Origin of the sequence: Bradyrhizobium sp. BWC-3-1, assembly GCF_032917965.1 — a bacterium.
GTDB classification, from domain to species: domain Bacteria; phylum Pseudomonadota; class Alphaproteobacteria; order Rhizobiales; family Xanthobacteraceae; genus Bradyrhizobium; species Bradyrhizobium canariense_D.
In genome coordinates this window covers 4,846,130-4,869,771 of the sequence record NZ_CP136625.1, presented here as the reverse complement: position 1 = coordinate 4,869,771, position 23,642 = coordinate 4,846,130, and the positions used below count along the sequence as shown (strand labels likewise).

Annotated in this window: 24 protein-coding genes; 7 read left to right on the top strand and 17 right to left on the bottom strand. The window is 59.5% G+C overall.

The window, feature by feature from the left end:
- Window positions 1–302: 302 nt before the first annotated feature.
- The 3 genes from RX329_RS23610 to RX329_RS23600 form a co-directional block, all read right to left on the bottom strand.
- Window positions 303–1,489, bottom strand: a protein-coding gene (locus RX329_RS23610) for an IS3 family transposase (protein WP_094183250.1) whose coding sequence is annotated in 2 segments (ribosomal slippage) — window positions 303–1,237 and window positions 1,237–1,489 — 1,188 coding nt in all. Because the reading frame shifts where the segments join, the coding sequence is not laid out codon by codon here.
- 1,190 nt (window positions 1,490–2,679) lie between these two features.
- Window positions 2,680–3,258, bottom strand: a complete 579-nt coding sequence (locus RX329_RS23605; RefSeq protein ID WP_317244349.1) for a DUF2939 domain-containing protein — start codon at window positions 3,256–3,258, stop codon at window positions 2,680–2,682.
- Between the two features lie 134 nt (window positions 3,259–3,392).
- The gene (locus RX329_RS23600) at window positions 3,393–6,107 is read right to left on the bottom strand and encodes a hypothetical protein (RefSeq protein WP_317244348.1); all 2,715 of its coding nucleotides are present in this window, start codon (window positions 6,105–6,107) and stop codon (window positions 3,393–3,395) included.
- Window positions 6,108–7,513: 1,406 nt separating this feature from the next.
- Here RX329_RS23600 and RX329_RS23595 point away from each other — a divergent pair.
- Window positions 7,514–7,639 carry a hypothetical protein gene (locus RX329_RS23595; RefSeq protein WP_317244347.1) on the top strand — a complete coding sequence of 42 codons (126 nt, stop codon included), beginning with the start codon at window positions 7,514–7,516 and terminating at the stop codon, window positions 7,637–7,639.
- Here the strand turns inward: RX329_RS23595 and RX329_RS23590 are convergent.
- The 3 genes from RX329_RS23590 to RX329_RS23580 are packed head-to-tail and all read right to left on the bottom strand — an operon-like array spanning window position 7,636 to window position 9,171.
- Window positions 7,636–8,277 (bottom strand): hypothetical protein, encoded by a 642-nt coding sequence (locus RX329_RS23590; RefSeq protein ID WP_317244346.1) that lies wholly within the window; start codon window positions 8,275–8,277, stop codon window positions 7,636–7,638. The two genes, RX329_RS23595 and RX329_RS23590, sit on opposite strands and share 4 nt — an antisense overlap.
- Window positions 8,244–8,828, bottom strand: coding sequence for a helix-turn-helix transcriptional regulator (locus tag RX329_RS23585; protein ID WP_317244345.1), 585 nt, complete (start codon window positions 8,826–8,828; stop codon window positions 8,244–8,246). Before RX329_RS23585 ends, RX329_RS23590 begins: the two co-directional genes overlap by 34 nt.
- Window positions 8,806–9,171 (bottom strand): type II toxin-antitoxin system RelE/ParE family toxin, encoded by a 366-nt coding sequence (locus RX329_RS23580; protein WP_317244344.1) that lies wholly within the window; start codon window positions 9,169–9,171, stop codon window positions 8,806–8,808. The genes RX329_RS23585 and RX329_RS23580 overlap by 23 nt, the downstream gene beginning before the upstream one ends.
- Window positions 9,172–9,453: 282 nt before the next feature.
- Between RX329_RS23580 and RX329_RS23575 the strand changes: the two genes are divergently transcribed.
- Both RX329_RS23575 and RX329_RS23570 read left to right on the top strand, forming a co-directional pair.
- The gene (locus tag RX329_RS23575; protein WP_317244343.1) at window positions 9,454–9,681 is read left to right on the top strand and encodes a hypothetical protein; all 228 of its coding nucleotides are present in this window, start codon (window positions 9,454–9,456) and stop codon (window positions 9,679–9,681) included.
- 4 nt (window positions 9,682–9,685) lie between these two features.
- Window positions 9,686–10,081: a hypothetical protein gene (locus tag RX329_RS23570; RefSeq protein ID WP_317244342.1), complete on the top strand. Its 396-nt coding sequence runs from the start codon at window positions 9,686–9,688 to the stop codon at window positions 10,079–10,081.
- A 208-nt stretch (window positions 10,082–10,289) separates the two neighbouring features.
- On the opposite strand, the gene RX329_RS23565 is transcribed toward RX329_RS23570, so the two are convergent.
- From RX329_RS23565 to RX329_RS23525, 9 genes are all read right to left on the bottom strand, one after another.
- Entirely contained in the window at window positions 10,290–11,297 is a 1,008-nt protein-coding gene (locus tag RX329_RS23565) for a hypothetical protein (protein WP_317244341.1), read from the bottom strand.
- A gap of 83 nt (window positions 11,298–11,380) precedes the next feature.
- On the bottom strand, window positions 11,381–11,626 hold the full coding sequence (locus RX329_RS23560; protein ID WP_247452942.1) for a hypothetical protein: 246 nt from the start codon (window positions 11,624–11,626) through the stop codon (window positions 11,381–11,383).
- A gap of 234 nt (window positions 11,627–11,860) precedes the next feature.
- Window positions 11,861–12,319: a hypothetical protein gene (locus tag RX329_RS23555; protein WP_317244340.1), complete on the bottom strand. Its 459-nt coding sequence runs from the start codon at window positions 12,317–12,319 to the stop codon at window positions 11,861–11,863.
- Window positions 12,320–12,736: 417 nt separating this feature from the next.
- On the bottom strand, window positions 12,737–13,177 hold the full coding sequence (locus tag RX329_RS23550; protein ID WP_317244339.1) for a hypothetical protein: 441 nt from the start codon (window positions 13,175–13,177) through the stop codon (window positions 12,737–12,739).
- A gap of 75 nt (window positions 13,178–13,252) precedes the next feature.
- Complete coding sequence (locus tag RX329_RS23545; protein WP_317244338.1) at window positions 13,253–13,636, bottom strand: hypothetical protein; 384 nt, start codon at window positions 13,634–13,636, stop codon at window positions 13,253–13,255.
- A 367-nt stretch (window positions 13,637–14,003) separates the two neighbouring features.
- Window positions 14,004–16,409, bottom strand: a complete 2,406-nt coding sequence (locus RX329_RS23540) for a DUF3987 domain-containing protein (protein ID WP_317244337.1) — start codon at window positions 16,407–16,409, stop codon at window positions 14,004–14,006.
- A 155-nt stretch (window positions 16,410–16,564) separates the two neighbouring features.
- Window positions 16,565–16,765 carry a helix-turn-helix domain-containing protein gene (locus RX329_RS23535; RefSeq protein ID WP_317244336.1) on the bottom strand — a complete coding sequence of 67 codons (201 nt, stop codon included), beginning with the start codon at window positions 16,763–16,765 and terminating at the stop codon, window positions 16,565–16,567.
- A 122-nt stretch (window positions 16,766–16,887) separates the two neighbouring features.
- The gene (locus tag RX329_RS23530; RefSeq protein WP_317244335.1) at window positions 16,888–18,282 is read right to left on the bottom strand and encodes an integrase family protein; all 1,395 of its coding nucleotides are present in this window, start codon (window positions 18,280–18,282) and stop codon (window positions 16,888–16,890) included.
- Window positions 18,283–18,809: 527 nt separating this feature from the next.
- Complete coding sequence (locus tag RX329_RS23525; RefSeq protein ID WP_256374433.1) at window positions 18,810–18,941, bottom strand: hypothetical protein; 132 nt, start codon at window positions 18,939–18,941, stop codon at window positions 18,810–18,812.
- A gap of 335 nt (window positions 18,942–19,276) precedes the next feature.
- Here RX329_RS23525 and RX329_RS23520 point away from each other — a divergent pair, with 335 nt between their 5' ends.
- Complete coding sequence (locus tag RX329_RS23520; protein ID WP_018457760.1) at window positions 19,277–19,471, top strand: hypothetical protein; 195 nt, start codon at window positions 19,277–19,279, stop codon at window positions 19,469–19,471.
- 40 nt (window positions 19,472–19,511) lie between these two features.
- Here RX329_RS23520 and RX329_RS23515 read toward each other — a convergent pair whose 3' ends face one another.
- Window positions 19,512–20,681 (bottom strand): OpgC domain-containing protein, encoded by a 1,170-nt coding sequence (locus tag RX329_RS23515; RefSeq protein WP_018457761.1) that lies wholly within the window; start codon window positions 20,679–20,681, stop codon window positions 19,512–19,514.
- 260 nt (window positions 20,682–20,941) lie between these two features.
- Here RX329_RS23515 and RX329_RS23510 point away from each other — a divergent pair, with 260 nt between their 5' ends.
- The 3 genes from RX329_RS23510 (at window position 20,942) to RX329_RS23500 (ending at window position 22,499) form a co-directional block, all read left to right on the top strand.
- Window positions 20,942–21,247: an ETC complex I subunit gene (locus tag RX329_RS23510; protein ID WP_007591346.1), complete on the top strand. Its 306-nt coding sequence runs from the start codon at window positions 20,942–20,944 to the stop codon at window positions 21,245–21,247.
- Window positions 21,248–21,440: 193 nt separating this feature from the next.
- Complete coding sequence (locus tag RX329_RS23505) at window positions 21,441–21,926, top strand: Lrp/AsnC family transcriptional regulator (RefSeq protein WP_007591345.1); 486 nt, start codon at window positions 21,441–21,443, stop codon at window positions 21,924–21,926.
- 273 nt (window positions 21,927–22,199) lie between these two features.
- Window positions 22,200–22,499 (top strand): DUF3551 domain-containing protein, encoded by a 300-nt coding sequence (locus RX329_RS23500; protein WP_018457763.1) that lies wholly within the window; start codon window positions 22,200–22,202, stop codon window positions 22,497–22,499.
- 72 nt (window positions 22,500–22,571) lie between these two features.
- Here the strand turns inward: RX329_RS23500 and RX329_RS23495 are convergent, their stop codons facing one another.
- The gene (locus RX329_RS23495; RefSeq protein ID WP_018457764.1) at window positions 22,572–23,600 is read right to left on the bottom strand and encodes an AraC family transcriptional regulator; all 1,029 of its coding nucleotides are present in this window, start codon (window positions 23,598–23,600) and stop codon (window positions 22,572–22,574) included.
- Window positions 23,601–23,642 lie beyond the last annotated feature (42 nt).

Below are 23,642 nucleotides of genomic sequence, written 5' to 3'. Positions count from 1 at the left end.
CTCTCCTTATTCCACTGGAGGGTTTAGTCTGCCAAGCTGATGATAAAGCGAGATATCCTTCTTCTTGTCGCATCGCCATGCTCCGCCTAAATGTGTTGGACCCGTCGAGAGTCTTTTGGAAATTGCACACAAAACTAAGCTGGCATGGCTCGCCCGGGGTAGCTAAACGGGCATTCGACGTCGCATTGAGGCGGCCTGCCGCTGCTGAAATCCGATCTGACGTCAGAACTCCGGTTGCCGCATCCGCCGCAAACCAAGCGCAGCTCGATATCAGACAAGGGGAGTGACCTGCCGCTGAACTTTCATCCATTGGCGATTAGAGTCTCGGCGGATGTTACGCCGTTTGGCGCGGGGTGAACAACGTGCGATCGGCGGAGCTGGTCGGGGTTGCGCAGCCGGTCGCACGTTGCGGTGAGGTTGGCGGAATAGGCCGCGGGTGTTAGATAGCCCAGCGACGAATGCGGGCGGTGGCTATTGTAGTCATCGGCCCACGCCGCAATCCTGGTTCGGGCGTGATCAAGGCCGAAGAACAGGGTTTCGTTGAGAAGCTCGTCTCGCATCCGGCCGTTGAAGCTTTCACAGAAGCCGTTCTGCATCGGTTTGCCTGGCGCGATAAAGTGCCAGGCAATCTGGTTGTCCTCTGACCAAGTCAGAATGGCGTTGCAGGTGAACTCGGTGCCGTTGTCCGAGACGATCATGCCAGGCTTGCCGCGGCGACCAATCAACGCCGTCAGCTCGCGCGCCACCCGCCGTCCCGGGATCGAAGTATCGGGGATCGCCGCCAGGCATTCCCGGGTCACGTCATCGACGATGTTGAGGATCCGGAACCGGCGCCCATTGGCAAACTGGTCATGGACAAAATCCAGCGACCAACGGGCATTCGGCCGGGCCTCGAGCAGGATCGGCGCCCGGGTGCCGACCGCGCGGCGGCGAGCCCGGCGCTTACGCACGCTGAGGCCTTCCTCCCGATAAAGCCGGTAGATACGGTTCAGCCCGGACGGCTCGCCATGCTGACGCAGCAGCACGAATAACCGCCGATAGCCGAAGCGCCGGCGGGCGTTGGCCAGTTCGCGCAGTTGGACCCGCAGTTCGGCATCGGGCGGCCGGCTCGACCGATAACGGATCATCTTGCGGTCGGCGCTGACGATGATGCAGGCCCGCCGTTCTGACAGTCCCAATTCGGCCTGCAGATGCGCGACAGCTTCGCGCTTGGCGGCGGGCCCTACCATTTTTTTGAAAGAAGCTCACGCAGCGCCGCCGCATCCAGCATCTGCTCGGCCAATAGCTTCTTCAGCTTGGCGTTCTCGTCCTCAAGCTGCCGTAGCCGCTTGGCATCCGAGACGTCCATACCGCCGAATTTGGACTTCCAGTTGTAAAGCGTCGCTTCCGAGACGCCGTGCTTGCGTGCCAAATCGGCCGTCTTCGCACCGGCCTCATGCTCGCGCAGCACGCCTATAATCTGCTCTTCCGTAAACCTGGCTCGCTTCATTTGTCCGTCCTTCAGAAGGCCGGACTCTAACTTCAACTGGAGGAAATCGGCAGGGGCAGGTCAGGAGGGGTCCGGGGCGTGCTGGCGGACCGTCCTTGACGCGGCACGGATGCTTTCTTACGCGGCCGCCCTTCTCGTCATTGGCGGACGAGTTTGGTCCGCATACCGGCCAGCATCGTGTAGGCGAGGCGCCGCCAGATCAGGTTCATCAGGACTAGCATGTGGCATCCCCCGTGTTCGATGCCGGCACCTTCGACCCCCTCTGTTTCAGCGAGATTTCGCTGGGGCGGGGAAATGGCTTCGTGCAAGATTGCGATGGCGGCGGGTTCAGCTCTCACCGATATGATCTGTTCACAGCCGGCAGAAGGCCTTCACCCCAGGCAAGAAGGAGCCCCGGTTCACGCTAGCGGGGCTTTCGGCTTTGGATTACCTGCGGCACGAGAGGCGCCCTTCAAGGCCGCTTCGATGGTCTTAGGCCGCGTACCTCGGCGGGATCTTCCGCTTTGCGGCTTAGCCGCGGATAATCGGGACACTCTCGTAACTAGCCACAGATCGCTGCGGCAGCTGGCGCACTCATAACGCTTCAGTTCGTAGCCTTCAGTCACGGGGAAACAGCTTTGAGGAGTCGAGCTTGGCTACAAACGGTGCATCCGGCTTCGCCATTCACGATCGCCTCCCGCAAGCAATTTGGCCGCAATGATCGAAATCAGAACTGAGTCTCGGTTCAGGAGCAATAGCGGCTCACGCTGGCGGGGGCCTGTTTCGATTCGGCAGGGCGGTAGTTGCCCGGAGGTGTAAACGCCGATCGATGGATTTACCGTCCTCACCTTTGGGCGGTCCGGCAATGGCGCGCGGCGGTGACAAGGAAAAGGCGCCAACCCTCATCTGCAGCAGATGTCAGCGGCCAATGGAGTTTCTCGCGTTGCTGCCCGCAATTGCAAACCTACCCGCCGCCTATACCTACAGGTGCATGCCCTGCCTGAGAGTTGAAACTATCGTTCTGGGCTGAAGGAAGGCACCGCCGGAGGACTACTTGGCTGAAGCTCGAAAGCCCGAGACGAGTGTTTCATCTGCCAGAAGACGAACTCGTCTCCGGCATCGAGGCATTCCCCGCACACCAGCAATGGCTGGTTGCCGGACGTGGCGTTGAGTAGAGCGCGAACCTCGCTTCTTCTCTGAACGTGGTGGGTTCAGCGCGTCGGTAGCCGGTCCACTATGCTGGACAAGACCTTTGGCGACAACGTGATGCCGGATAGCTTCCAGGTCGCCCCTTCATAATGCAGGCTAACGCTCCCGGCGTCCTGACTTTCTCCGAGCCTCACCGCAAACTCGACCGGCTTCACTGGCGTTATCCGTCCCGCGAGAACAAAGATGTTCGAAACGTCGAGCTCGGCCAACGACGACATCGTCCCAAACGTGATGTTTTCTGCTGCGTTGCGAACGGTGCCGCTGTTCAAAAGGACGGATAAGTTTTCCGGTGTCATGAGCTTGACCGCGAGATCGTCGGCAATTGTCGCACCGAATGCGTTGATTGCCATCCGTTCGAACGGGCGCACCGGCCGCCTTTGTCCGTTTCGATCAAGGTAGGCTGACACAATCTGATCGACGATTGAATGGCGGAGCCGCGGCAGATTCGTCCGGTCGATCACCTGAGCGGCGTCTGCGCTTCGCACGGCCGAAACCAGGCTCAAGACCGAAACGAAGGCTGACCCGGCGTAGATGAAGAGGCAGATCAGGAACGCCGCCACGATGCCAATGAGCCACCTCATTGTGGGGCAATCAGGGAATCGGAGCTTTGTTCCTAGCTACGTCTATCTCAGCCGGTGATCCCCAATGCCCTTCGCGGCGCTGTTAGCCGTACTTTAGAAGAAGGGGGCAAGGTTTGGCTCCCGGGCGAACCGACCTAGTTCAGGCCTGCAACAAGCGGCCACAAAGCGAGCCGCATAGACGGATCCGAATTGAGGCGCTGCAGATAATCCTGCACTAATGGTCTGCTCGCATCATTTTCGATCTTGAGTCGAAGCGCTTCCGCTAAAACACCAGCGTCAAGCCCTCGCGGCCCTCTTATTAGACACTGTTGCAGCAACTCACTGCAGATCCGCTTTGCAACATCCTCCTCCTCACTCAGGACGCGAACCAAGCGACGTCCCAAACCGGCGTAGAAGGCATCGTTTCCTTCATCGCTAAGATTGCGATCCTGCTGGTCCTTGAAATGCGCCGAAAGAGCGCCTGTCGCAATGGCGAGGTCGATCGGATCGCGCAATGAGGCAGGGGAGTCGATGCCCTTTAGAAACTGAAGCATCCGATCCTCTTGATCTAAGTCCTTCGCAAAGCGAAGCGAAGCGTATGTCCAATTATGGACGGTAACTGCATTAGGATTTGTTGGCTCCGGAATTGAGAATGGTGCAAGAAGCTTCGGCGTGTTCACTGCAATTGACCACATATCGAAGATCAGCTCGACTAGCACATTCCAGTGCTTCTCCACGTATTCCTCGCCGAGCAACGCAACAAACTCCGCGCGACGACCCGCCAAGGCGAGCACTGGCGCATATGCATCCGCTACACCCATTGAGGGTCGATTTGTCTTTACTGAACTGAGAACGGACTCCAAGGCTTCCAGGGCCGCCGTCGCGCCTACTTTCCCCGACAGCGACGGGATTGCCAACAGAGCTCTGATATCAGCTGCATTCGAGCTAGTATTGAGCCGCGCCACCGAAGGCACAAGCCTCTCTACAAGAGCCTTACGGAGCTCAGTTACAACATTTTCGTCCAACAATGAACGATCGAATCGTTCAAGATTTTGGATGAGACCGGCTGCATTCGAACGATCGCCGGCGCCGAATGTGACAATGCAATTGACTATCCGACGACCAAGTTCCGCATCTGCATTCGCCAAAGTTACTACCTCATCAGAGAGCAGGAACTGCAAAGCGGGCCTCACCACGGGCCACAACTGGGTCTCGGGCTTTAGGGCGGCAAGTAAGCTCAGCGTTTCGTCGACCAGCTCACGTGCTTGGTCTCTGGAGTACATGTCAACCGTGAGATTGACCAGATCAAAGGCATTCGCGTGCAGATTCCAGTGAGCCTGCAATCGAAGGCGCGCCACGACAGCTGAATGAATCGAGGCGACGTTATCCCGGCAAAACTCCGGCCTACTTTTTGCTAAGCGGCACAACGCATCAAGCCCAGCTAGTGCGAGGTTCCTGTTCGAAGAGAACGATGTGCTCCCGTTGATCGCTTGCGCTGAAAGGAATTCGACAATAATGCGCGCCACTTGCCGTCGATCTTGCGGGATCTTCTCCGCCCAGCGTGTAAGCAAAGATATGGCCGACCGATGTCGCTCAATTGACATTCCTTGATGTCTTCCGCAAAGCGAAATGACCAGCTCAACCGCTGCCTCGTCCACAAACCTTGCGACCATTCTCTCCGACCAGTTAATGTCATCAACATGAGAGCGGTCGGCGGCTTGAATCAAAAGGTGCACAGCTAGCTGGAAGTCAGCAGGATAGCCTCGGTGAGGCTCGGTCTCCTCGGCCATCAGAAGAAGTACCTGTGCGAACGCGCCCATAGTATCCCTGGACTCAGTTGAGAGTCCCAAAGCGATCTGGCGACGCAAGACCGCCCAGCATCGTCTCCAGGCGCGATGGCGATTGCGAGACCCTGCCGCCGCAAAGATCGACCAATTGAGCTGATGCGATTCGTGGCTGAGTGGCGGTTTTAGTAGCGCGGTCCGATTTTCCGCGAACTTCAAAGCCAATGAGTCAACGCTCAGCGCCGCGGAAAGTGCATCGAAGGGGGCATTGAGCTTAAGCAACGGGCGTACCTCAAGTGAGCTACTCCCAAGATTGTCTCGCAGAAGCGCAAAGGCTTCTTCCGGACCGGTGTTAACACGCACCGCCGCCGCGATCGATTGGTCAATAACATCAACTAATTGCTCAGACAGCTCTTGCCAGCCCTCCCTAGCTTCATTTCCCAGTCTGTCCCGGCATTTCCGATACAGGTCTTCAGCAGTTCTCCAAGCATCCGCATCGGCACAGAGGTCACCAATGTGCTTCAAGAGAAGCACGGCAAGTGGCGGGTACAAGTTGCTGACTCGATTGATAGCGGTGGATGGATACTCCGACCATTCGGCCTTGCCAGTGAGGCAAGCTGAGCCGCCACGGAGTAGATCGAGCAGCGCCTCACAAGCTTGGTCCTTGAAGGGCTCTCTGAATTCACGTTGGTCGAATCCAAAATCGCGAGTGCCCAACTGAAGGGCTCGCTCGAGAGATCGTGCTTTCAGCAGCTGCTCAGGGCTCGCGCCATCCTCTGGTGGGAACCCATCTCCATCCGCTTGCCAAACGATATCTTGAATAGCACGTTGAAGGTAGCCGGCGAGTTTTCCTTCAGTTTTTTGAGGTCGGACGATCCAGCCATCAAGGCCCGGTTTGTTCAATATCTCGCGTTCTTCAAATAATCTATCGAATGAGATCTGTCCTTCGCTTACTTCGTCCACTAACAAATGAACCAAATCGCGGAGGTTGTTAGCTGGCAAGAAGTGCCGAAGCGAAACCCAGCCAAACACATTGGCACGTAGTTGGCTTTGGAACGATGGTAGCGTTTGGCTTACGCTTGTCATGGCCGATCTCTATGAACTTGAAGTATTTGCAGGTGGCCGAACATCAACGTAGTGGAGCTTGATGTCGCGCAGACCGACAGATCCGCTCCACGGAGGAGAATGGCGAGGCAATCGATGAACGGTCATGCGCAGCACCCTTGCGCGCGGCAGGTCCATATCGCGAGGACTGAGTTGCGCAATGTAACCGCGCACGCTTCGCCCTCGAGAGATCTCGTTGGCGGGAAACGACCAACCATTGTCTATATCGGAGGCATATTCTAAGCTTTGATCCAACATCGATTGTGAAGAGGCACGCTAAATTGAAGCGTTTCCCATCATGTTGCCGCTCGATCCACGACACGACGCAGTTAAGATCTTCTAGCTCGACGGCCGGAATCAAGCGAAGTTGGGCCAAAAGGGCCAAGATCGAAGCCTTGTCGAACAAGTGTCCATCGTTTTGGTCGGGTCTTAAACCGACGTGTATGCATCCGATCCGATCTAGGCGGGAGAGCACGTCGATCGCTCGGATGAAATCATCGATTGGCAAAAAAGCTTCCGGGAAGGTAACTAAGTCGAAGCGGTCGAACAGAGGCACGTTGGGCCTAAGGTCGCTAATCGGAGCATCTTCCGAGGTAAGCAAAGCCGTGATAACCGAGTCGAATAAGCCGCCGTGATTAGCGGGCTCGATGAACGACGGCTCCACTATAACAACTCGATAGTCCTTCTCGGTTCTTTCGATGGTCCAATCAAACAACTGACCAGTCATTTCAGCTTGCTGCAAACGTCCACCCTCTAGCGACTCATCTTGGATATTAGTTTACGTTCACTGGAAGTCGCACCTAAATTCCTCTGCCGTATGGCCGCGCGACCAATGATAATTGGCGGGAGTTTTGGCCGCATGCGAGCGATCCATGAGTGACCGTATGGTTGCCCCACCTGCCGCGTCATCCGGTCCCGTAGCGACGTTCTCGGGTTTGCAGTGCGTGGAGGGTGGATTGCCGCACTGACGCCCGAGCGCTTCCCAGCCGACGCACCTTCCAGACTGGTTGCGATATCCGGGACCGCCATTGTCGCCACAAGCAGCGAGAGTAGGTGCGAATGCGCTTGCGAGAAGAACAGCGGCCGCCGCACCGATCTTCAATGAGCGTACCATGATATCCGAGCGCGCGAGTGAAACGCTTATAGATCGATGCTTAGCCACGCCATTGAGGCGGGCCTGTCCGGGCAGGTCGAGGGGTAGGGCGCTGGGAGGTCCCTGGCGGTGCCGGGATCGGGGAAAGCTGATGGGACCTCCAGCGCCCTCAGAGCGCGCTAGGGGCATTCCTTTGCCGGCGACGGCTTGGCGTCGGGTCTCGGCCCTCGTGATCGATAAGGAGCCCGAGAGGCCGCCGGAGTAGGCACTCACGCCGAGGCGGAACCATCTGCTGGTGCGCACCTATGCCAACGCCTATTTCAAGGAAAAGAGCGAGGCGCTGGACCTATGGGCCGAACACCTGATGCGATTGGTGGAAGGGGACGAGAGCAATGTGATCCTTCTTCGATCGAAGGCTTAACCTCCGAGCGTCTCTATCTGCTCTAGCAGCGCCAAGTGCTCTTCTGTCCGAATGGGCGCTTGGGAATAGAAGACGTGCTTGTCGAAGGGGGTGCCTGTTCTTCGCTCTAGGGTGAAGCGCACTGGTCTGCGGCGCGTCTTTGGCCCATGCAAATCAGTTTCGAAATGAGTTGAGAACGGGAGATAGTTGGCGCCGGTCTGCTTTGCCAGAGCATCTTGAATGAGCGAAGTAGTACGCGGGGGCGGTCCAAAGCTGATTGCTAGATCCGTGCGGGCCCGGACCACTATGCTGCTTTCAAAGTACATCTCTGGCTCGAAGATGTCTGACTCCGAATAGCCAACGGCTCGCACTACGTCAAAGAGGTCTTTGATGAATGCTTCAAGCCTTTGTGTGCTGCAACGACCGGACACGATAATGCCGTCACCGTACACATTCAACTCGTTGATCTGCACGCCGTCAAATTTGCCGACAGCAAAAGCTTGAGTGTCTTTTTGCAAATCATCCGCATTCGGAAACTTGAGAAATGAATAGCGCTGGATCACGAGCTGCGCGAGCTCTGGAAGATAGGTCGAGCCTTCCGCCCGCACGATATTCGTCAGATAAACTATACGAGAGACGTCGTGTCCAATGAATTCCAAGCTGCACCTGTGATGTTACCTTGAGATCGAGAACCCTGCGGCCGAGAGCGAGAGGTTTTTTCATTCTCCAAAACGCTCGATACAGTCTGGGTCGTGTGTTGTGGCGGGATCATGCCCAATCCCGTTTCAGTCTGCTCGAGCAACGACCGGCCAACGGGAGGTTCCGATTTGTGCACGCCGAACAGTTTTTGAAGATCGGTGACGGATGCAAGATGCGCTGGTGCTTGTCTGGTTTCAGCATAATCACCAACAACGTCCTCGAAGGGCTCAATAGAAACGCGAAGTCGGGCACCTAAGGCGTCGGCCAGTTTGCGTAAGGTGTTGAATGACCAGTTTCGATAATCAGCGCTCTCGACGCGCGAGATTGCTGGCTGCTGCGTGTTCAGTTCATCTGCAACTTGATGCTGGCTCAAGCCTCGACGTTTCCGAAGCATAATAAGCTGGCGGGCGATCATCGCCGACGATTCCGCCAGGAAATATTCACGGCGGAATTCTGGATCGGTCTTTAGACGTTCTGCTACACCGATATCAATGGAAGGCAGGTGGCTCATAACCGCTTCTCATCATTTCATCGACTTGTGCTTTTCGATCCAACGCCTTGTCGTAACCGCGCGTTTCGATCTGCGGGGACGTTTTCTTAAATACATGCAACAGAACTATCTGCGGTCCGGTCGTCATGAACAGAACGCGGATTTGTTCGCGATTGATCTTCATGTTGACTTGCTTGATCCCGTGCAAGTGCGATCGCAGCGGCTTGACCTTGTATTCTTCGGGCATCGGTCCGCTGCTTCTCATTTCCCGCAACATCACCAACACCGCAGCTTCCGCCGCGACCGGGAGGTCGGCGATTTCCTTCTTAACGCTCGCCGGCCACTGCCTGATGTCATACGCCATAGATATTACAAAATTGTTCTATTTCCAAGACGGAGCTAACATATTGAAATTAAACGTTTTACGGAGCGCGGGGTTCTCGGCACTCCGTTGGGCCTTCAATTCGGCTAATACCTGTACCAGAGATCCAACGATTTCTCCCTGATTCGGAGAACGCTAAACGATGACACGCGCAGCGAGCGTCAGCTTGCTATTTCGCGCTTGTCCCAGCTATTCACAGGTGGTGGATGCCGCGCCCCGACGCACAAGGCGGAGGCGAGAAGCACCACGGGTTGGGAGGATAGAATGTTTGAACTTCGCAGCGTCGAAGAGTTGATGAGGATTGCCAGCGCAGGCGGCGGCTTTAGGCTGGACGCTCATCACCGGTCGACAGAGGATCTGATGAAGATCGCTTACTGCTCCAAGGCGAGCGGCGCCCGCATAACCTTTACGAATATGGCTCACCGGCAAACTAACGACTTGATAAGGATCGCCTCATCCGGTGCCGGGAACGTCTCGTTCGAAGCCGGTTAGATCCGTGCCTGCTTACCTCGTTCGTGTCACCGCCACCCGCGATTTGGTCGGTATCTTCGTCGCCGACGATGAGGACGACCTCGCCTTCGTGATGGATGAATGCACAGACGCGCCTGGGTGCGAATATGTTGAGCTCCCCGCCGGCGGCATCATGTGGGAGAGCCCAGCCAAGCCGGTGCCACTCGACACCGGCGATCCGGACGACGAAGAATCGCCGGTTGATGAATTTCCCTGGAGCGGGGCTTCACTAACAGAGCGCTGGTGGTGGATCTCCTACGGACTTGAAGAAGTCGAGTGGACGCCGTTCGAGATTGATCCGCCCCGGCCGCCGCGGACCGAGCCACGACCGCGCCCGCCGAGCGGCCGGGTGATCCTTTTCCGGAAGCGGCGAGAGCCCTAATGCAAGAGCCGACTGGCCTCTGCGAGCCGGACCCTTTCTCTCAGCTCATCGAGCTCCTCGATCTCCTCCAGCAATTTCACTAGCTCGCGGGCGATATGTGTCAAACTGGGCTTCGGGCGTCGTAAGATACGCTGTCGCTGTCCCATCGATGCACGCCTCCATGCTCTGGGAGGTTCAATTGGCAAAGAACGTGCCGGGAAGAGGACATCTATTGGTCCGCGACCTTCGACCAAACTCCCTTGCTGTCCTTCATGTCACGATGCGAAGTGCCGTCGTCCCAGTTGATGCAGGTTCGGACATCCTGGAAATCATTCAAGGTGCATGCCTCACGTGCGATGACCTTGCCATTCATGTCCTCGACTGTTTTTAAGAAGGCGACCTTCCCCTGATTATCCAGGTAGCTTAGGCCGATGTTACACACCCTCAGTTCGGGCTGGCAGGAGCGGCTAAAAAGCGGCTTCCCGTTGTTCTGGCTTGCTGATTTTTCCATCGCCCGGTTGACAATTTCTCCCCAAGTAGGACTGGCATTGGGCGTTGTTCGTGCGGCGGAGAGCGCCGCTCCTGAGGGTGATAAGGACAAAGGTGAGTTCGGTGGGGCCTGTTGCAGACTGGCGACCGGCGGAGTGAGTTGAGAGGGGCGGCCCATCATGGTGACGCCCATCGATTGAAGCTCCTGCGGGCTCAGCCAAACCATGTCTTGTGGAGACGTAACGACCATGCGGCCAATGATTGCGGATGGGACGCCTAACTCTTTGGCGATTTTGGCCATAGAGACCGTCGCGGCACCAGATGCCACCGTTTCCTCTCCATTTTCTCCTGACGCTCCGTGTACGCCAATTTGAGCGCCATACCCTGCGTTCTTGGTTGAACCGGCAGCGAACATCAGAAAGCAAGCCGAGGCGCAGACAGCTGTCTTGCCCACGTTGGTGGATGTTTTGCCGAACCTTATGGCGTCAGCGATCTTTATCCCCTCGAGCAAATTGCCGCCGGGAGAATCCAGTCTAACGTTGCCGACAAATTTTCCGGCATCATTGGCTTGCCGAATTGACTGCGAAAACTTGTCGGCGTCACCAGGTACAATCTCCCCAGTGATCCAGATCGTTGCTTGGCCAGATTTACCAACGCCGACTTTTACTTCGGCAGAATGGACCATGCTTGGAAACAGGGCGAGCGCAAGCAGCAAGAGGACTGAAGATATTGGGCGCGACTTAGCCATTACCTTTCGCCTTATAAAGAAAGACGTCCGACTTCGTTGTCGCCGACCGGCGACAATTCGTCGAACGCCTCCGATGTTGCAATTCAATAGCGCGGCGTCCGATGACCGGTCTGACCAGTGGACGGATTATAGTTGCCGCTAGTGCCGAAGTTGTCGCGTTGCGTGCCATTCGGATTGGTTGCGACGTACGGCGCCACGTAAGTCCCGGTGCTGCGGGTATATCCAGACGAGGTATGTGTACTCGGATTTGAACCGGTGCCGCTGAGATACTGCGCTTGTGCGGCGGTTGTGGCCAGTGCCAGTGCGGCAGCCAAAATGAGCTGTTTCATTTTAATCCCCCCAAAAGGTTTTATCGAATGCCGTATGCAACCACGTTGCAGAGTGCGGGTCGAGTCCAACCATCGGATGAGCAGGATCATCCTACCGGTACAGTTGCCGTCCGTCATCGCCGCACGGAGCAGGCGCAATGATGCCAACGTTGAGGAGCCGGTCGAGTTTGGTAGGCCTTCAGCCGGAGATGACCTCGTGCTCCTCGTAGACAGAAGGGCCGGCGGTCAACCCGTTCAGCCCGGCCCGACAAAGCGCGTCCATCGGATCGGCCGGTTGGCAAAACTCATGTTGAAATAGCCCCTCGGCGGCGTAGGCACTTCATAGAGTTTGCAGATGCGCATCAGCACGTGCTTTTTGAGGCCCAGGCGACTTGCGACCGCCGCCATCGGCGCGTTCCATACGCGCAACCCAAGCTCACTTCGAGAGATACCAGTGTACTTTTCGACGGCGTCGTTCTGAAGGGCGGCAAGGCGGTCTACCAGTTCCTGGCCGCGGGCCGCCGCGAGCATCGCTTGTTTGATCTCAGGGGAGGGCTCGTACGGTACCTTGTCCACTGCCGCAGCCGTCGCATCCGGCGGCGCTGGGCGTTCACAGTGGTCGGCAGTGCCGGGGTCACGCGGCGGCGAGGATTGGCCGTCGGGATTACGCGTGAATATCGCTGTGACTTCGAAGACGTCCTGTTCGTTGCGCATGCTTTGCTCCCATGAGCCCCCTGCATGCTGTTGGGATCACCGAACTTGCGATCGGTCAACGGTGGGTGGTTTGTTGGTTTTATCGACTTCGCGCGAAAGTGGCTTTGTTGCCGTACTTTCCATTGCGCTTCTTGTGTTTTGTCTGGTCGGCCGGTTTCGCTAAACTAGGCAAGCGAAGGTGCGTCACTCCGAATCGGTGCGGTGGCGGGGCGCTCTATCGATTTTGCGCGTTTTGGCGATTTTGGGCTCTCAACTTTTAAGCCTGAATGCCGTATTCGCGATCTGTCTTCGGCTGTCCGGGGTACGTCGCAAAAATGACAGGTGAGGGGATTACTTTTCGCTCGGGAGCTCGCGGTTGGCTCCGCCGCGCGGTACCTGGCCTGCGCAGCGGAAGAACAATACTGTCGGCCACCGCAATTACGTTGGCGGCCGGACGCCAGCGACTGCCGCGGCGTGGAGCATCTTCTCGCGTCCGAAGAGATTGAACGGCGTCCCCTCGCTCTGTTCGATCATCGTTTGCGCCTGCAGTCTCATGAACTCGTCGGCGTATTCGCGCCCCTGCGTTTGTTCGATCGCAGTGTATTGTTGGTTCAGCCTTGCGATCAGCCGATCGCCGGACCAGCGAACGATCGTTTGCTGGATGCGAACCATCCAATAGGCCACGAAGAGAGGAGCACCGGCGACGATAAGCGAGAGGTAAAGTGGCGAGAGCCAATTCACCTGACCGTCGAAAGCCCGAGCGACCCACCAATACGGCTCATGCCAGAAGAGCAGAGCCAGGCCCGCGATGACCCCCAGCAGCGCGATCGCACTCGCGAATCCCAAGGTGAAGACCGTGTAGAATTGACCGCGGGGCATCGGTAAGACCTCCGTTCTGGGTTCAACGCCAGATTGTCGCAGCTGGAAGGCCCTTGCAAGTCCTGCAAGAGCCGCTCAGTCGAGGTAGGAGGGGCGCTGGACGCCTTGCACGGCCACAATGGCCTGTTGGAGCGCGCGCTCTCTGCGCGCCCTCAGCAGCGCCGCCGCCGTAGGCTTCTTCAGCCGTGCCTTCGAGCGCATCTTCCTGACCTTCTTGACAGGAATAGGTATGCCGGGCGCGTGGTGGAGTTCGCAGCGCTTGTTGAGCTGGCCTTTTCGGATCCTGCTCTTGGTCGTGAGAGCCCTGAAGGTGCGACCACAACCGGGTTCGGCACAAACCGACTGATAGCTGATCATCTCGACGTAGCGGTCGTCGCGGGTCCAATGATCCTTGGTGCCGAGGATCGTGTAAGGCCGGCCTCGAGACTTGAAGGAGCGGCCAGGAGTGAAGCGGTTCATTGGTGCCTCCCGTATTGCGGGCGCATGCCCACGACTTGGATTGGGGCGAAAGTCGGGGCGGGCACCTCCACTGGGGTGGAGCGGCCAGCGCGGAGGGGTGTCAGCGGTGTCAGCGGATTCCGCCTAAATGGACTCAGGGGAAAGTAGAGGTAGGAGGGGGGAAAAAGCCTTGGTGTATCCGCGCGCGCAAGTGACACCGCTGACACCTCCGCTGCTGGCGAGGGCTTCAAGGCCACCTTGCTGTCAGCGCTGTCAGCGGTTGTCAGCGCATCTAGGCTGGCGCAGTCCAGCGTGTCAGGCCGCAAACCGCCAGCCAATGGCGCTGACAGCGTTGACACCCGCTGACACCGCTGACGGCCTCGCATTTTCATAGCGAAGCTCCCGTAGCGGCTCGCCGAACGCTCGCGGCCTCTGCGATCTCGCCGCGGACGGCATCCCGGCGTTCAGTTTCGGCCCGCCGAATGTCCTCGAAGCGCCCATCGTGAACTGCCGGATTAACCCGCCAGCTGGCAGGGTCGGAACTGGTCATTCGAACCCACCCATCGGCCTCGAGGCGGCCCAGCACCGCGAGCAACTGCTTCCGGTTTCGTCCCAGGCTGCGCGGCCGCGCTCTTGCGACCTCTCTGGCGGTTATTCGCTCCAAATCGCGGGTGAGAATGTAGCCGGCGATCCACCGGGCTTCGTGATCGTGGCCGGCGCCGTCGAGCACGGTCATGTGGATGAACAGGGCGTGGGCGTAGAGAAACTCTTCCACGTAGCGTCGAGCTCGCCTGGCGGTGTCGGCTGAGATGAACTCATCCGGTGGTGTTTCCAACGCTTCCGCGATGATGGCCCACTCGATCAAATGGAAAGCCAACGCGTAGCGGCCGAATTCGGCGTCCGTCTTAGCCAACCAGGTCTTCAGACCCGAGGGAATATCGGGCCGAGCCATCTCACGGGATTTGAACGCCTTGATGGCCCACAGTTCCTCCGCGGCTCGCGCGTCGAAGCGATAGGTAGCCTCCTCGAGGCCAGAAAGCGCCAATGCCACGTGGGGGATAGCCGCCTCGATGGTCGGAACCTCGGCGTTGTCCTCGCCGAGTCCGAGCTGCCGAATGGCGATCAAGGCGAAGCGTTGAAGCAGGCCGTCGGTTGCGAGATCGGGTGCAAGCCTGGCGATGAGGTCGTCTTGAATTCCTCCAATGATCGACACCGCGAGATTTGGCGCCTCGACAGAGCCGCGACCTTGCCGATCCACACGGTAGGGGGCGCCTTCTTTCGCCTCGAGCCAAAGCGCCCTGTCTTTGGAGCCCTTCGACCGATAGGCGTCCATGCCGCCCAACCATCCCGACAGTTCGTCGGAATACTGAATCAATGGCGCAACTTCCGGCGTCTCGGCAAGGCGAGTGACGATCGCCTCCGTTGTGCTGTCATTTGAGATCTTCGATCGCGACTTAGGCGGCGTTGGCTTTACGATCACGTCCGCCGGATGCGGATCGTCCGGCGCGAGTTCTTCGGTCTTTTTCTTCCCCGGCTTTTGTGCGGAGAACGCGAGTTCCGCGCGATCGAACTCGGACAATTCCTTGGCGAATGCCACCGACCAGCGTTTGTTGACCGGGTTGGCAAAAGCGAGCGCAGCCTTCACCGCGGCCGATTTAGTTGAGCCTGGGTCGCCGACAAGCGCAGTCCACAAGACGCAGAGCACCGACCAGGAGCTCCGGTTTTGATACATCTGCAGCCGGTTGGTCGCCGGGATCAGCGAACCCACGACCGCTACGGCGGCTGCGGTGATAGCGTCTTGGTTCACACCGAGCGATCTAGCCCGGTCCCTTCCGAACGCGTTCAGAAAGGGCGGAACGATGCCCTCGAGCATGTCTTTTGGCGGCTTCTCTTCCTTCCAGAGGTCTGCCGGTTCATCCCACTCGCCGAGCGGGTGAGATCGCGCGTCCACTTCAACAGCCTCGAACTCCACTTCTGCGCATGCGATGCCGGGAGGATCCTGGGCGTACGTGTAGGCGTTGGCCACGCGGGTTTCGATGTGCTCGTAGCTCTTACCTTCGGCGCCCGGCCAATGCTCGACGATCAACTCAAGGCATTTTTCCTGGCTGATGCCGAAATCGCGGACGGAGCAGGCCACAACGTATGTGCCATGCGCCGGCGCGCCGCCGGCGAGGTACGATATCGCGCGTTCGATGTTGGTCGGTTGATCGAGCTCCACCAAGGGGCTTTCCCGATCGAGAGTAGATCGCTCGCGGGGACGGCCGCACGCTGCGGCCCAAGTCGCGGGCAGCTCGGCGATACCTTCCTGGTTTGTGAGGTCATATTTTTTTCCGTCAATGGTGCTTCCACAGCCAACCACATAGCCGCCAACGCATTTTACATCGACGCCGGGCCCAAGCTTGGAATTGCTGTTCCCAAGCGGCCACGGCGCTACAAAGTAGCGGTGCTCGCCTCCAGACGCGGTGCTGAAAGTCGTGGTCGGGGGCAGCTTGCCGAGCTGGTCCTCGAGCTCCGCAATCGACTGCAACCCCGGTTTGCCGTCCTTGATGTCAATATCGATGACGACCAGAACGCCATTCTGGAGCGGTAGACCCGTGCGAATGCCGATGTTGCAGGCGCGATAGCCGCCGCCCCACAGCTTCCTCACTTTAACTGCATCGCGAGTGGCTACGTCCTTCCAATTCTTATCTAGCGCCGGCGTTTTTTGATTTGGAAGTAACGGGAAGACGTCGAACCCCAACTCGGCGAGGCCAAGCGCGGTTCGTTGATTGTCAACGATCGTTGTGTTATTCATCTCTCACGTTTTCAGTTCTGGCCCCGTTCGACCTGGCAGTCGGCGGGGCCATTCTTTTGGCGCCCGCGGGGACGTGGCTGTTTGGCCCTCATTGTCTGGCGTTCGGGAATGCTTGGCCGGCGAAGGGGGGGGCGCGCGCATGCGCGCCGACGGCTTTAGGCCGCTTCAGTTTCCGAGGTGGATTTACGTCGGCGGCTCCACATCCAAGCATCAAGATCGGTCACGTCGTAGAGCACGCGGGTTGGAATAGGCGTGATGTAATGGGGACCGCCACCCCGCACGCGCAAGCGCTCGAGCGTGGCAGTCGACAGTCGAACGTGCTTGGCGGCTTCCTTCGTGTCGAGAAATTGCTGCATCTTCCTCTCCGTTTGAGAGAGCTGGCGGCCCAACAAGGAGCCACTAGCGCCCACTGACTGGATCAGATGCTATCAAACACCATCAGGAGCCATCTCCCTTTGCATTTGTGGGTTTGTCGATTTTAGCGATTCACAGAACCCACAATTCTGCGCTCTCCCTCGACAATCGATACGACATTCTCGCTGACGACCAGGAGCGGCGCACGCGAAACGGGCCTGGTGCCGACAATCTTGCGGAGCTCCGCCTCAAGAATTGCGACGACCGTCCGCTTTTCCGGCAGCATGTCGTATTTGTCGTACGTCGCCGTCACATCGCCCTCGAGGTGATCAAGGAGCGCTTTGACATCCTCACGTTTGGCCCCGCCGCGGCGCGCGATCGTTGCTGCCGTACGCCGGAGGTCATGCGGTGTGAAATGCGCCATCCCGAGGTGCTCTCGAATGCCCTTCCGCGCTGGCCGCTTTCCCTTTGCTGGCCGGCCGTTGAGCGCGGCCGACAGAGCATCTCGGGTGATCGGGGATAGTTGGCGAGGCGGACGATCAACCGGGCTTCCGTCCGCCGATTGCGATCCATCTGAATTGGGCGTCGCCGTCCAGGAAGAAAAGACCGCCCCTTGGCCTTCGGAAACGATGGCTTCGCGCACGACTGATATGGCCAAACCGTTCATAGGGACAATCACTTCGCGCCGCTTCTTCACCCGATTCTTTGGAATGTGATACTGCGGGTCGTCCGAGGTGAAGCCGACAAGCTCGGGCACGAGAAGGCCGGCGGACTGGCCCGGCCGCACCATGGTTGCCAGAATGAATCGCAGGGCGAGCGCGATCGGCCGCCCGGCAGGAAGGGCCGGGTCATCCAAGCCCCACCAGAGAGCCTTGATCTCGTCGTCCGAAAGCACGCGTTCCCGCGGGCTTTCCTGATAGCGCCGGCGCATGTCCGCCACAGGATTGGCTGGCACATGTTTCCGGCCCGGCTCCTTGGCCCAGGAAAACAAGGTGTGCAGGACCGACTGCGTTCGGTTGGCGCCGACCGGCGCCGTCCCCCCAATCTCCTCGAGGAGTTCGGCGACGTCATCGTCGGTGATTTCGGCAGCGATTCGCCGCTTCCATTTCGTCCGGGCCTTTTTCAGGTAACCCTCATCGTTCTTCCAGGACGATTTCCGGACCTTCGCGTATTGATCCAGGTAGAGCTGAGCGAGCTCATCGAATGTCAGCCGCTCACGCTTGGGGCGATTCGCGCGCTTCTCCGCGGCCGGGTCGGCGCCGTTTGCGACGGTTCCTAGCAGGATCTTGGCTTCGGTTCGAGCTACCTCCGGGGCGATCTTGCCCACGGCCGCCAGAGTGAGCCGACGAACGGGCGCGGTCCGGCCGGTTCCGGCCCGGTAAACGATGATGAATGACTTGGCCCCGGTCGGTCGGACGCGCACCCCGAATCCGGGAAGCTTGGCGTCCCAGATGGTGTATTCGCCCGTCCGCTTCTCCAGGCTGTCGACCAGCGTTTTAGTAATGGTTTGACCGCTCATTTGTCCTCCGGGAAGCACGGGGGAAGCACCGCGGTGCCAATCACAGCAGGTGATGGATGGCACGAGGTGAAGGAGCGGGCGATTTCTCGGCGGCCGTCAAGGCCGCTGAGGGTGCTGGATGGTGGGTGAGGGACTAGCTGATATGTTTTGGGTACTGCAGGTCGTTGGTTCGAATCCAGCTGCCCCGACCAGTCCGAGGTGGGCCAGACCCGCGCCTCAGAACAATAGCCAATCGGCGAGGCGCCAGGCGAGCGCAGCTCCAGCCGTGCATGGCGCGCGTTCGATGCCGATGCCCGCAGCCGCCAAAGCCTTCCTAACCCTCGGCGCTCATTCCCTGCGCAACGCGACTTTCCGCGCGACATTTCAAGGCATTGGGGCGGGTCGGGCGGCGCGGAATGCGTAAAACTTTGTCGAACCTTTAGGCGTCGTCCTAGACATATTGGTGTTGGGGATTTCAGCGCCCAATGCCTAGCGGACGCCGCCAAGCGATGATATTCCGCTTGCGCGGCGTTACGCTTTTCCAACCATCAGTTCGTCGCGTACCAGCCGAACGGAAACGGCAGGAATGGCCAGGCCAGCTGATTGTCGTTGGCGACCTTCCGCGGCTCCTGCTCCGGCGTCTTCGCGGGCAGAGCAGGCGGCGTCGAATGCAGCGCCAAGCGCAGACATGCACATTGCAAATTCATCGTGGTGGCCCCCGCCCATCAATCGTTTTCAAAAATTCGCGTCAGCCTGGAAATCAACGCGCGTCCTCAAAACGACGCGCTCATTCTCAAATCGCACACAGTCTAGGAAAATCGGCGGCCGCTTTCAACCGGTCTCGCCACGCGCTCACAGGAGGTAAGGTTGATCGGTTAGGTTAAGAGCGAGCGGTTGTTGCGGGCGCCTTCGCGACTGTTATCAGATCGGTTCGGCTTGCGACGGTCTGCCTGAAATTCGTGCTCACACGACATCACAGTTCGTCGCAGCGCTCGTATCCTGTGAGTTCTGTATCATGTCTCTCGATCGCAACGTCCGAACCGTCGGTCCGCAGGCGAGCTGGACCGAGATCTGGCACCTCTGGACCGTGTTCGTGCCGCGCCGCTCGATCAACGGGCAGCTCGTTTACGGCAAGGTCTGGCGCCGCCACGACGGCCGTGACTGGATCTACAAGAAGTTTACCGAGTACGACAGCGAAGCGGCGGCCTGAAGCGGCGGCGCTGTCGTCCGGCGGGATCGGAGCTGCCCGTTCAAGCCGCCTTTGCGGCCGCAGTCTTGGGCGGCGGCGGCTTCAGCGGCTTGTCCTGCTTCTTCGACCAGGAGATGTAATAGGCCACCGTCGTCATGATCGCGATCCCGGCGACGCTGACGAAGATCTGCGCGAACAGCGAGCCCGAGCTCATCGACAGCTCGAAATGACCGACGAAGGACAGGAACACGCCGACGCAGAACACGGCGAGCGACTGCTGGCCGCACACGATGATGGGGTCGAACCCTTTCCATTCCAGGCCCGGCCAGTCCTTGGGAACGAAGCGGATCACCAGGATCACGATCACGACGAAGTGGATAAAGCGGTAGGGCGCGAGGTTGGTCTTGTCGTTCGGGTTGAACGCCGAGAACAGCCATTCCGGGAACATGCCGCCGAGGGTCGGGAAGCGGCCGGCCATGGTCATGACCAGCGCAAACAGCATGTAACCAAGACAGAGCCACAGCGTGACCGGTGCGTTGATCAGCGTCATCGAGCGCCGCGCGCCGCCCATGGCGCACCAGGCGCCGAACACGAACAGCACCTGCCAGCAATACGGGTTGAAGTACCACTGTCCGGCCGGATAGGCGTTCAGGTTCAGGCCGAAATGGCGCGCGGTCAGCCACAGCACGATGGACAATGCCATCGTCAGGTCCGGCTTGCGCAGCATGAACCAGAGCACGGGCGGAAACAGCCCCATCAGCACGATGTAGAGCGGCAGCACGTCGAGATTGAGCGGCTTGAAGCGCAGGAACAGGCCCTGGCGCAGCGTCTCGGTGGCGTTGTCCACCAGGCCGGCGACGTTGAACTCGTTGATCATCTCGGAATCGCCGAAGCGCAGCGCCAGATAGCTGATCGAGGCGATGTAGATCACGAACAGGATGATGTGGGCGACGTAGAGCTGCCAGACCCGCTTGGTCAGCCTCGTAGCACCGACCAGGAAGCCGCGCTCGAGCATCATCCGCGCATAGACGAAGGAGGCGGTGTAGCCGGAGATGAAGACGAACAAATCCGCGGCGTCGGAAAAGCCGTAGTTGCGGGTGGTGATCCAGTTCACCACGTTGTCGGGGATATGGTCGAGGAAGATCGCCCAGTTCGCAATGCCGCGAAACAGGTCGAGCCTGAGGTCACGGCCCTTCTCGGGGAGCGTGGCGTTGATGTTCAGGAAGGACATGCGACGGGAGCTTTCGGAGGGGACGGACAGGTAGATGTCAACGAAGCAGGGCCACCGGGCGAGACCCCGGCGCGGAAGGCGGGTACGCAATTGTCACGATGCAGCATAATGATTATACCCATCGGCGAGCCATCCCGGGGGGCCGGAATCACCGATCAGTTCCCTAAAGGTGTCTCTATACTATGCCCGCGGTTTCCACCAACTGCTACCGTGACGCGTCGAAATCGAACGAAAAGACGAACAAGAGGCCCGGACCGTCCATGACCGCACGCATTTTCAAGCCCGCCAAGAACGCGATGCAATCCGGCCGGTCGAAGACCAAGGAATGGCAGCTCGACTACGAGCCCGAGCAGCCGCGCGCGGTCGAGCCGCTGATGGGCTGGACCTCGTCCGGCGACATGAAGCAGCAGATCACGCTGCACTTCCACAGCAAGGAAGAGGCGGTCGCCTATTGCGAGCGCAAGGGCATCGCCTACCAGGTGATCGAGCCAAAGGAATCGGTGCGCCGTCCGGTCGCCTATGCGGACAATTTCTCGTTCCGCCGCGGCGAGCCGTGGACGCATTGAGGGCGGGCAACGAAACTCTCGTCATGCCCGGGCTTGTCCCGGGCATCCACGTTTTAGCGTCCACGTAAAAAGCCCGCGGTTGGCCGGGACAAGCTCGGCCAACCACGCCGGTTCTTCCCATCGTCCTGCCCTTGGCAGCCATTCCGCCCCGTGCTTCGCTGTCTCGCATGATGCGACCATGACGAGGTGGGCTATGGCGGGGCGTGACCAGCTCGACGGCGTCGATCTGAAAATACTCTCCGAGTTGCAGCAGGACGGGCGGGTTCGCAATAACGAGCTGGCGCTGCGCGTCGGGGTGTCCGGGCCCAACTGCGTGAGGCGGCTGAAATCGCTGTTCAGCCGCGGCGTGATCCGGGCGGTGCGCGCCGTTATCGACGAGCGGCTGCTCGGCTACGAGGTGGTGTCGTTCGTCTCGATCCAGCTCGGCAGCCAAGCCCAGCCGGTGCTGGCGGCATTCGAGAGCTCGATCGCCGCGATCCCGCGCATCCAGCAGTGCTGGCGGATTTCGGGAGACACCGACTATCTTCTCAAATGCGTGGCGCCGAGCGTCGAGAGCATGCGCCAGCAGCTCCTGCATTTCGCCGCGATGCCGAACGTGAAGAACGTCCGCAGCTTTCCGGTGCTGGGCGTGGCGAAGGACGTGCCGCTGCCATTGCAGGAGATCGCGGCGGCAGGATAGTTCGGCGGCGACGGGTCCCAAAACGTAGCTCGCGTAACGACGTCCAAACATCCGAAGGCGCGGGAGTGACTCCCTTACCGGGATACAGGTTCGGATAAGGCGGATATAAACATAAGTAACTCACCTAACTGTGACATGTGATTTGCGAAGTTCTGCAATGCGCCGAAGCGTGATTGCCGGTTCCTGGTGCTGGCCTACATGCGAGGTGTGAACCTCAGCCTGCGTCGCATGCCGAGGCCTCTTTTGTGGGACCCTGAAGCAGGAAAAGACAACATGACCTCGATCTCGAAGACGTTCGTCGCATCCGCTGCGACGCTGTTTGCATCTGCGTTTCTCATGATGACCGCGCCGGCTGCCCAGGCAGAAGACTACTGCATCACCAATGGTGCCCAGGCCGCGCATGGCTGCGGCTATCCGACGATGGAGGCCTGCCGGGCCGCGGCCGGCGGCATCGGCGGCTCGTGCTCACAGAGCGGCGGCGCGAAGACGTCGGCCGACGCGCTGGCCTTCCAGCCGAAGCAGACGCACTCGCGCACCAAGCTGCGCCCGGGCGGGCAGACCAACTCGAACTGAGCGAGACCGTTTGGAAATGTTGCGGCCTCCAAGTTGGATCTCGGAGGCCGCAACAGCATGACAACCCGCGCTTCAGCGATACCTGCCGCGAAACTCGCGCGGGGAGGCGCCGGCCCAGGTGCGGAAGGCGCGAGAAAAGCTCTTCTCGTTGCGGAAGCCGGCGATCTCCGCGATCCGCTTGATCGGGCTGCGCCCGCGCATCAACTCCTGCTTGGCGAGCTCGAATTTTGCCTCTTCCTTGAGATCCCGCAGTGAGGTCGCTTCATCGCGCAGGCGCCGATGCATGGTGCGGGTGGAGAGTGCCAGCTCGCTTGCGACATCCTCGGCGCCGAGACTGCGTCCGCGCGCATTGCGGAGTACGCGGCGAACGCGCTCGACCAGCAGCCGGTCGCGCCGATAGGGCAGTACGGTCAGCCGCAGCGCGCCCTTGAGCATGTTGTCGAGGTCCGCCGCGCTCCGGGTGAGCGGCAGCGACAGGTAATGCTTGTCGAAGGTGATGGAAGCGCGGTCCGCACCGAAGCGGATGTTTCGGCAAAAGATGGTCGGATAGACCGAGACGTGGCCGGGCTCGGGGTACGGAAATTCCGCGGCGCGGAGCGCGATTTGCGAATCCACGGCCCAGCAGGAGAAGCCGAGAACATAGCGGAGCAGGGTGACCAGGCAGAATTCGCGTAGAGGTCCGAGGTCGGCCAGTTCGCGGATGGACACGACCGCGGTCTCCTCGCCGACGGCGAGATCGAGCAGCACGTCCTCGGTGAGCAGACGATGGTGCCGGCACCAGCGCTTGAGCGCGACCTCCAGCGTCGGGGCGGTGATCGAGGCGCGGCACAGCATGCCGTAGGTGCCAAAGGGCAGCCGCCGCGAGAACCAGCCGAGCGCCTCGTCATCGAGTTCGCGCATGGCATGGCCCGCCAGCGCCTCGAACTGGCCGGCCGTGACCCGCCCATCCGGAGAATTGACAAGGTCCGGCGTTACCTGACCCCGGCTCAGCGCCTCGGTCGGATCGCGGCCGTAGCGTTCGTAAGCGGCAACGACGCCGCGGACGAAGGCGGCAGGGGTCACGGCACGGCGCGGGATCGCGGTTGCGACTTGAAAAGGCATCGGAAAATCCTCTGGGAAAATCCTCGCCAAGTTTGGCGGAAA

Coding starts and splice junctions, on each gene's coding strand:
- RX329_RS23605 (WP_317244349.1), bottom strand. CDS start 3,258: ATGAGGTGGCTCATTGGCATCGTGGCGGCGTTCCTGATCTGCCTCTTC.
- RX329_RS23600 (WP_317244348.1), bottom strand. CDS start 6,107: ATGACAAGCGTAAGCCAAACGCTACCATCGTTCCAAAGCCAACTACGT.
- RX329_RS23585 (WP_317244345.1), bottom strand. CDS start 8,828: ATGAGCCACCTGCCTTCCATTGATATCGGTGTAGCAGAACGTCTAAAG.
- RX329_RS23580 (WP_317244344.1), bottom strand. CDS start 9,171: ATGGCGTATGACATCAGGCAGTGGCCGGCGAGCGTTAAGAAGGAAATC.
- RX329_RS23575 (WP_317244343.1), top strand. CDS start 9,454: ATGTTTGAACTTCGCAGCGTCGAAGAGTTGATGAGGATTGCCAGCGCA.
- RX329_RS23565 (WP_317244341.1), bottom strand. CDS start 11,297: ATGGCTAAGTCGCGCCCAATATCTTCAGTCCTCTTGCTGCTTGCGCTC.
- RX329_RS23560 (WP_247452942.1), bottom strand. CDS start 11,626: ATGAAACAGCTCATTTTGGCTGCCGCACTGGCACTGGCCACAACCGCC.
- RX329_RS23555 (WP_317244340.1), bottom strand. CDS start 12,319: ATGCGCAACGAACAGGACGTCTTCGAAGTCACAGCGATATTCACGCGT.
- RX329_RS23550 (WP_317244339.1), bottom strand. CDS start 13,177: ATGCCCCGCGGTCAATTCTACACGGTCTTCACCTTGGGATTCGCGAGT.
- RX329_RS23545 (WP_317244338.1), bottom strand. CDS start 13,636: ATGAACCGCTTCACTCCTGGCCGCTCCTTCAAGTCTCGAGGCCGGCCT.
- RX329_RS23540 (WP_317244337.1), bottom strand. CDS start 16,409: ATGAATAACACAACGATCGTTGACAATCAACGAACCGCGCTTGGCCTC.
- RX329_RS23535 (WP_317244336.1), bottom strand. CDS start 16,765: ATGCAGCAATTTCTCGACACGAAGGAAGCCGCCAAGCACGTTCGACTG.
- RX329_RS23530 (WP_317244335.1), bottom strand. CDS start 18,282: ATGAGCGGTCAAACCATTACTAAAACGCTGGTCGACAGCCTGGAGAAG.
- RX329_RS23520 (WP_018457760.1), top strand. CDS start 19,277: ATGTCTCTCGATCGCAACGTCCGAACCGTCGGTCCGCAGGCGAGCTGG.
- RX329_RS23515 (WP_018457761.1), bottom strand. CDS start 20,681: ATGTCCTTCCTGAACATCAACGCCACGCTCCCCGAGAAGGGCCGTGAC.
- RX329_RS23510 (WP_007591346.1), top strand. CDS start 20,942: ATGACCGCACGCATTTTCAAGCCCGCCAAGAACGCGATGCAATCCGGC.
- RX329_RS23505 (WP_007591345.1), top strand. CDS start 21,441: ATGGCGGGGCGTGACCAGCTCGACGGCGTCGATCTGAAAATACTCTCC.
- RX329_RS23500 (WP_018457763.1), top strand. CDS start 22,200: ATGACCTCGATCTCGAAGACGTTCGTCGCATCCGCTGCGACGCTGTTT.
- RX329_RS23495 (WP_018457764.1), bottom strand. CDS start 23,600: ATGCCTTTTCAAGTCGCAACCGCGATCCCGCGCCGTGCCGTGACCCCT.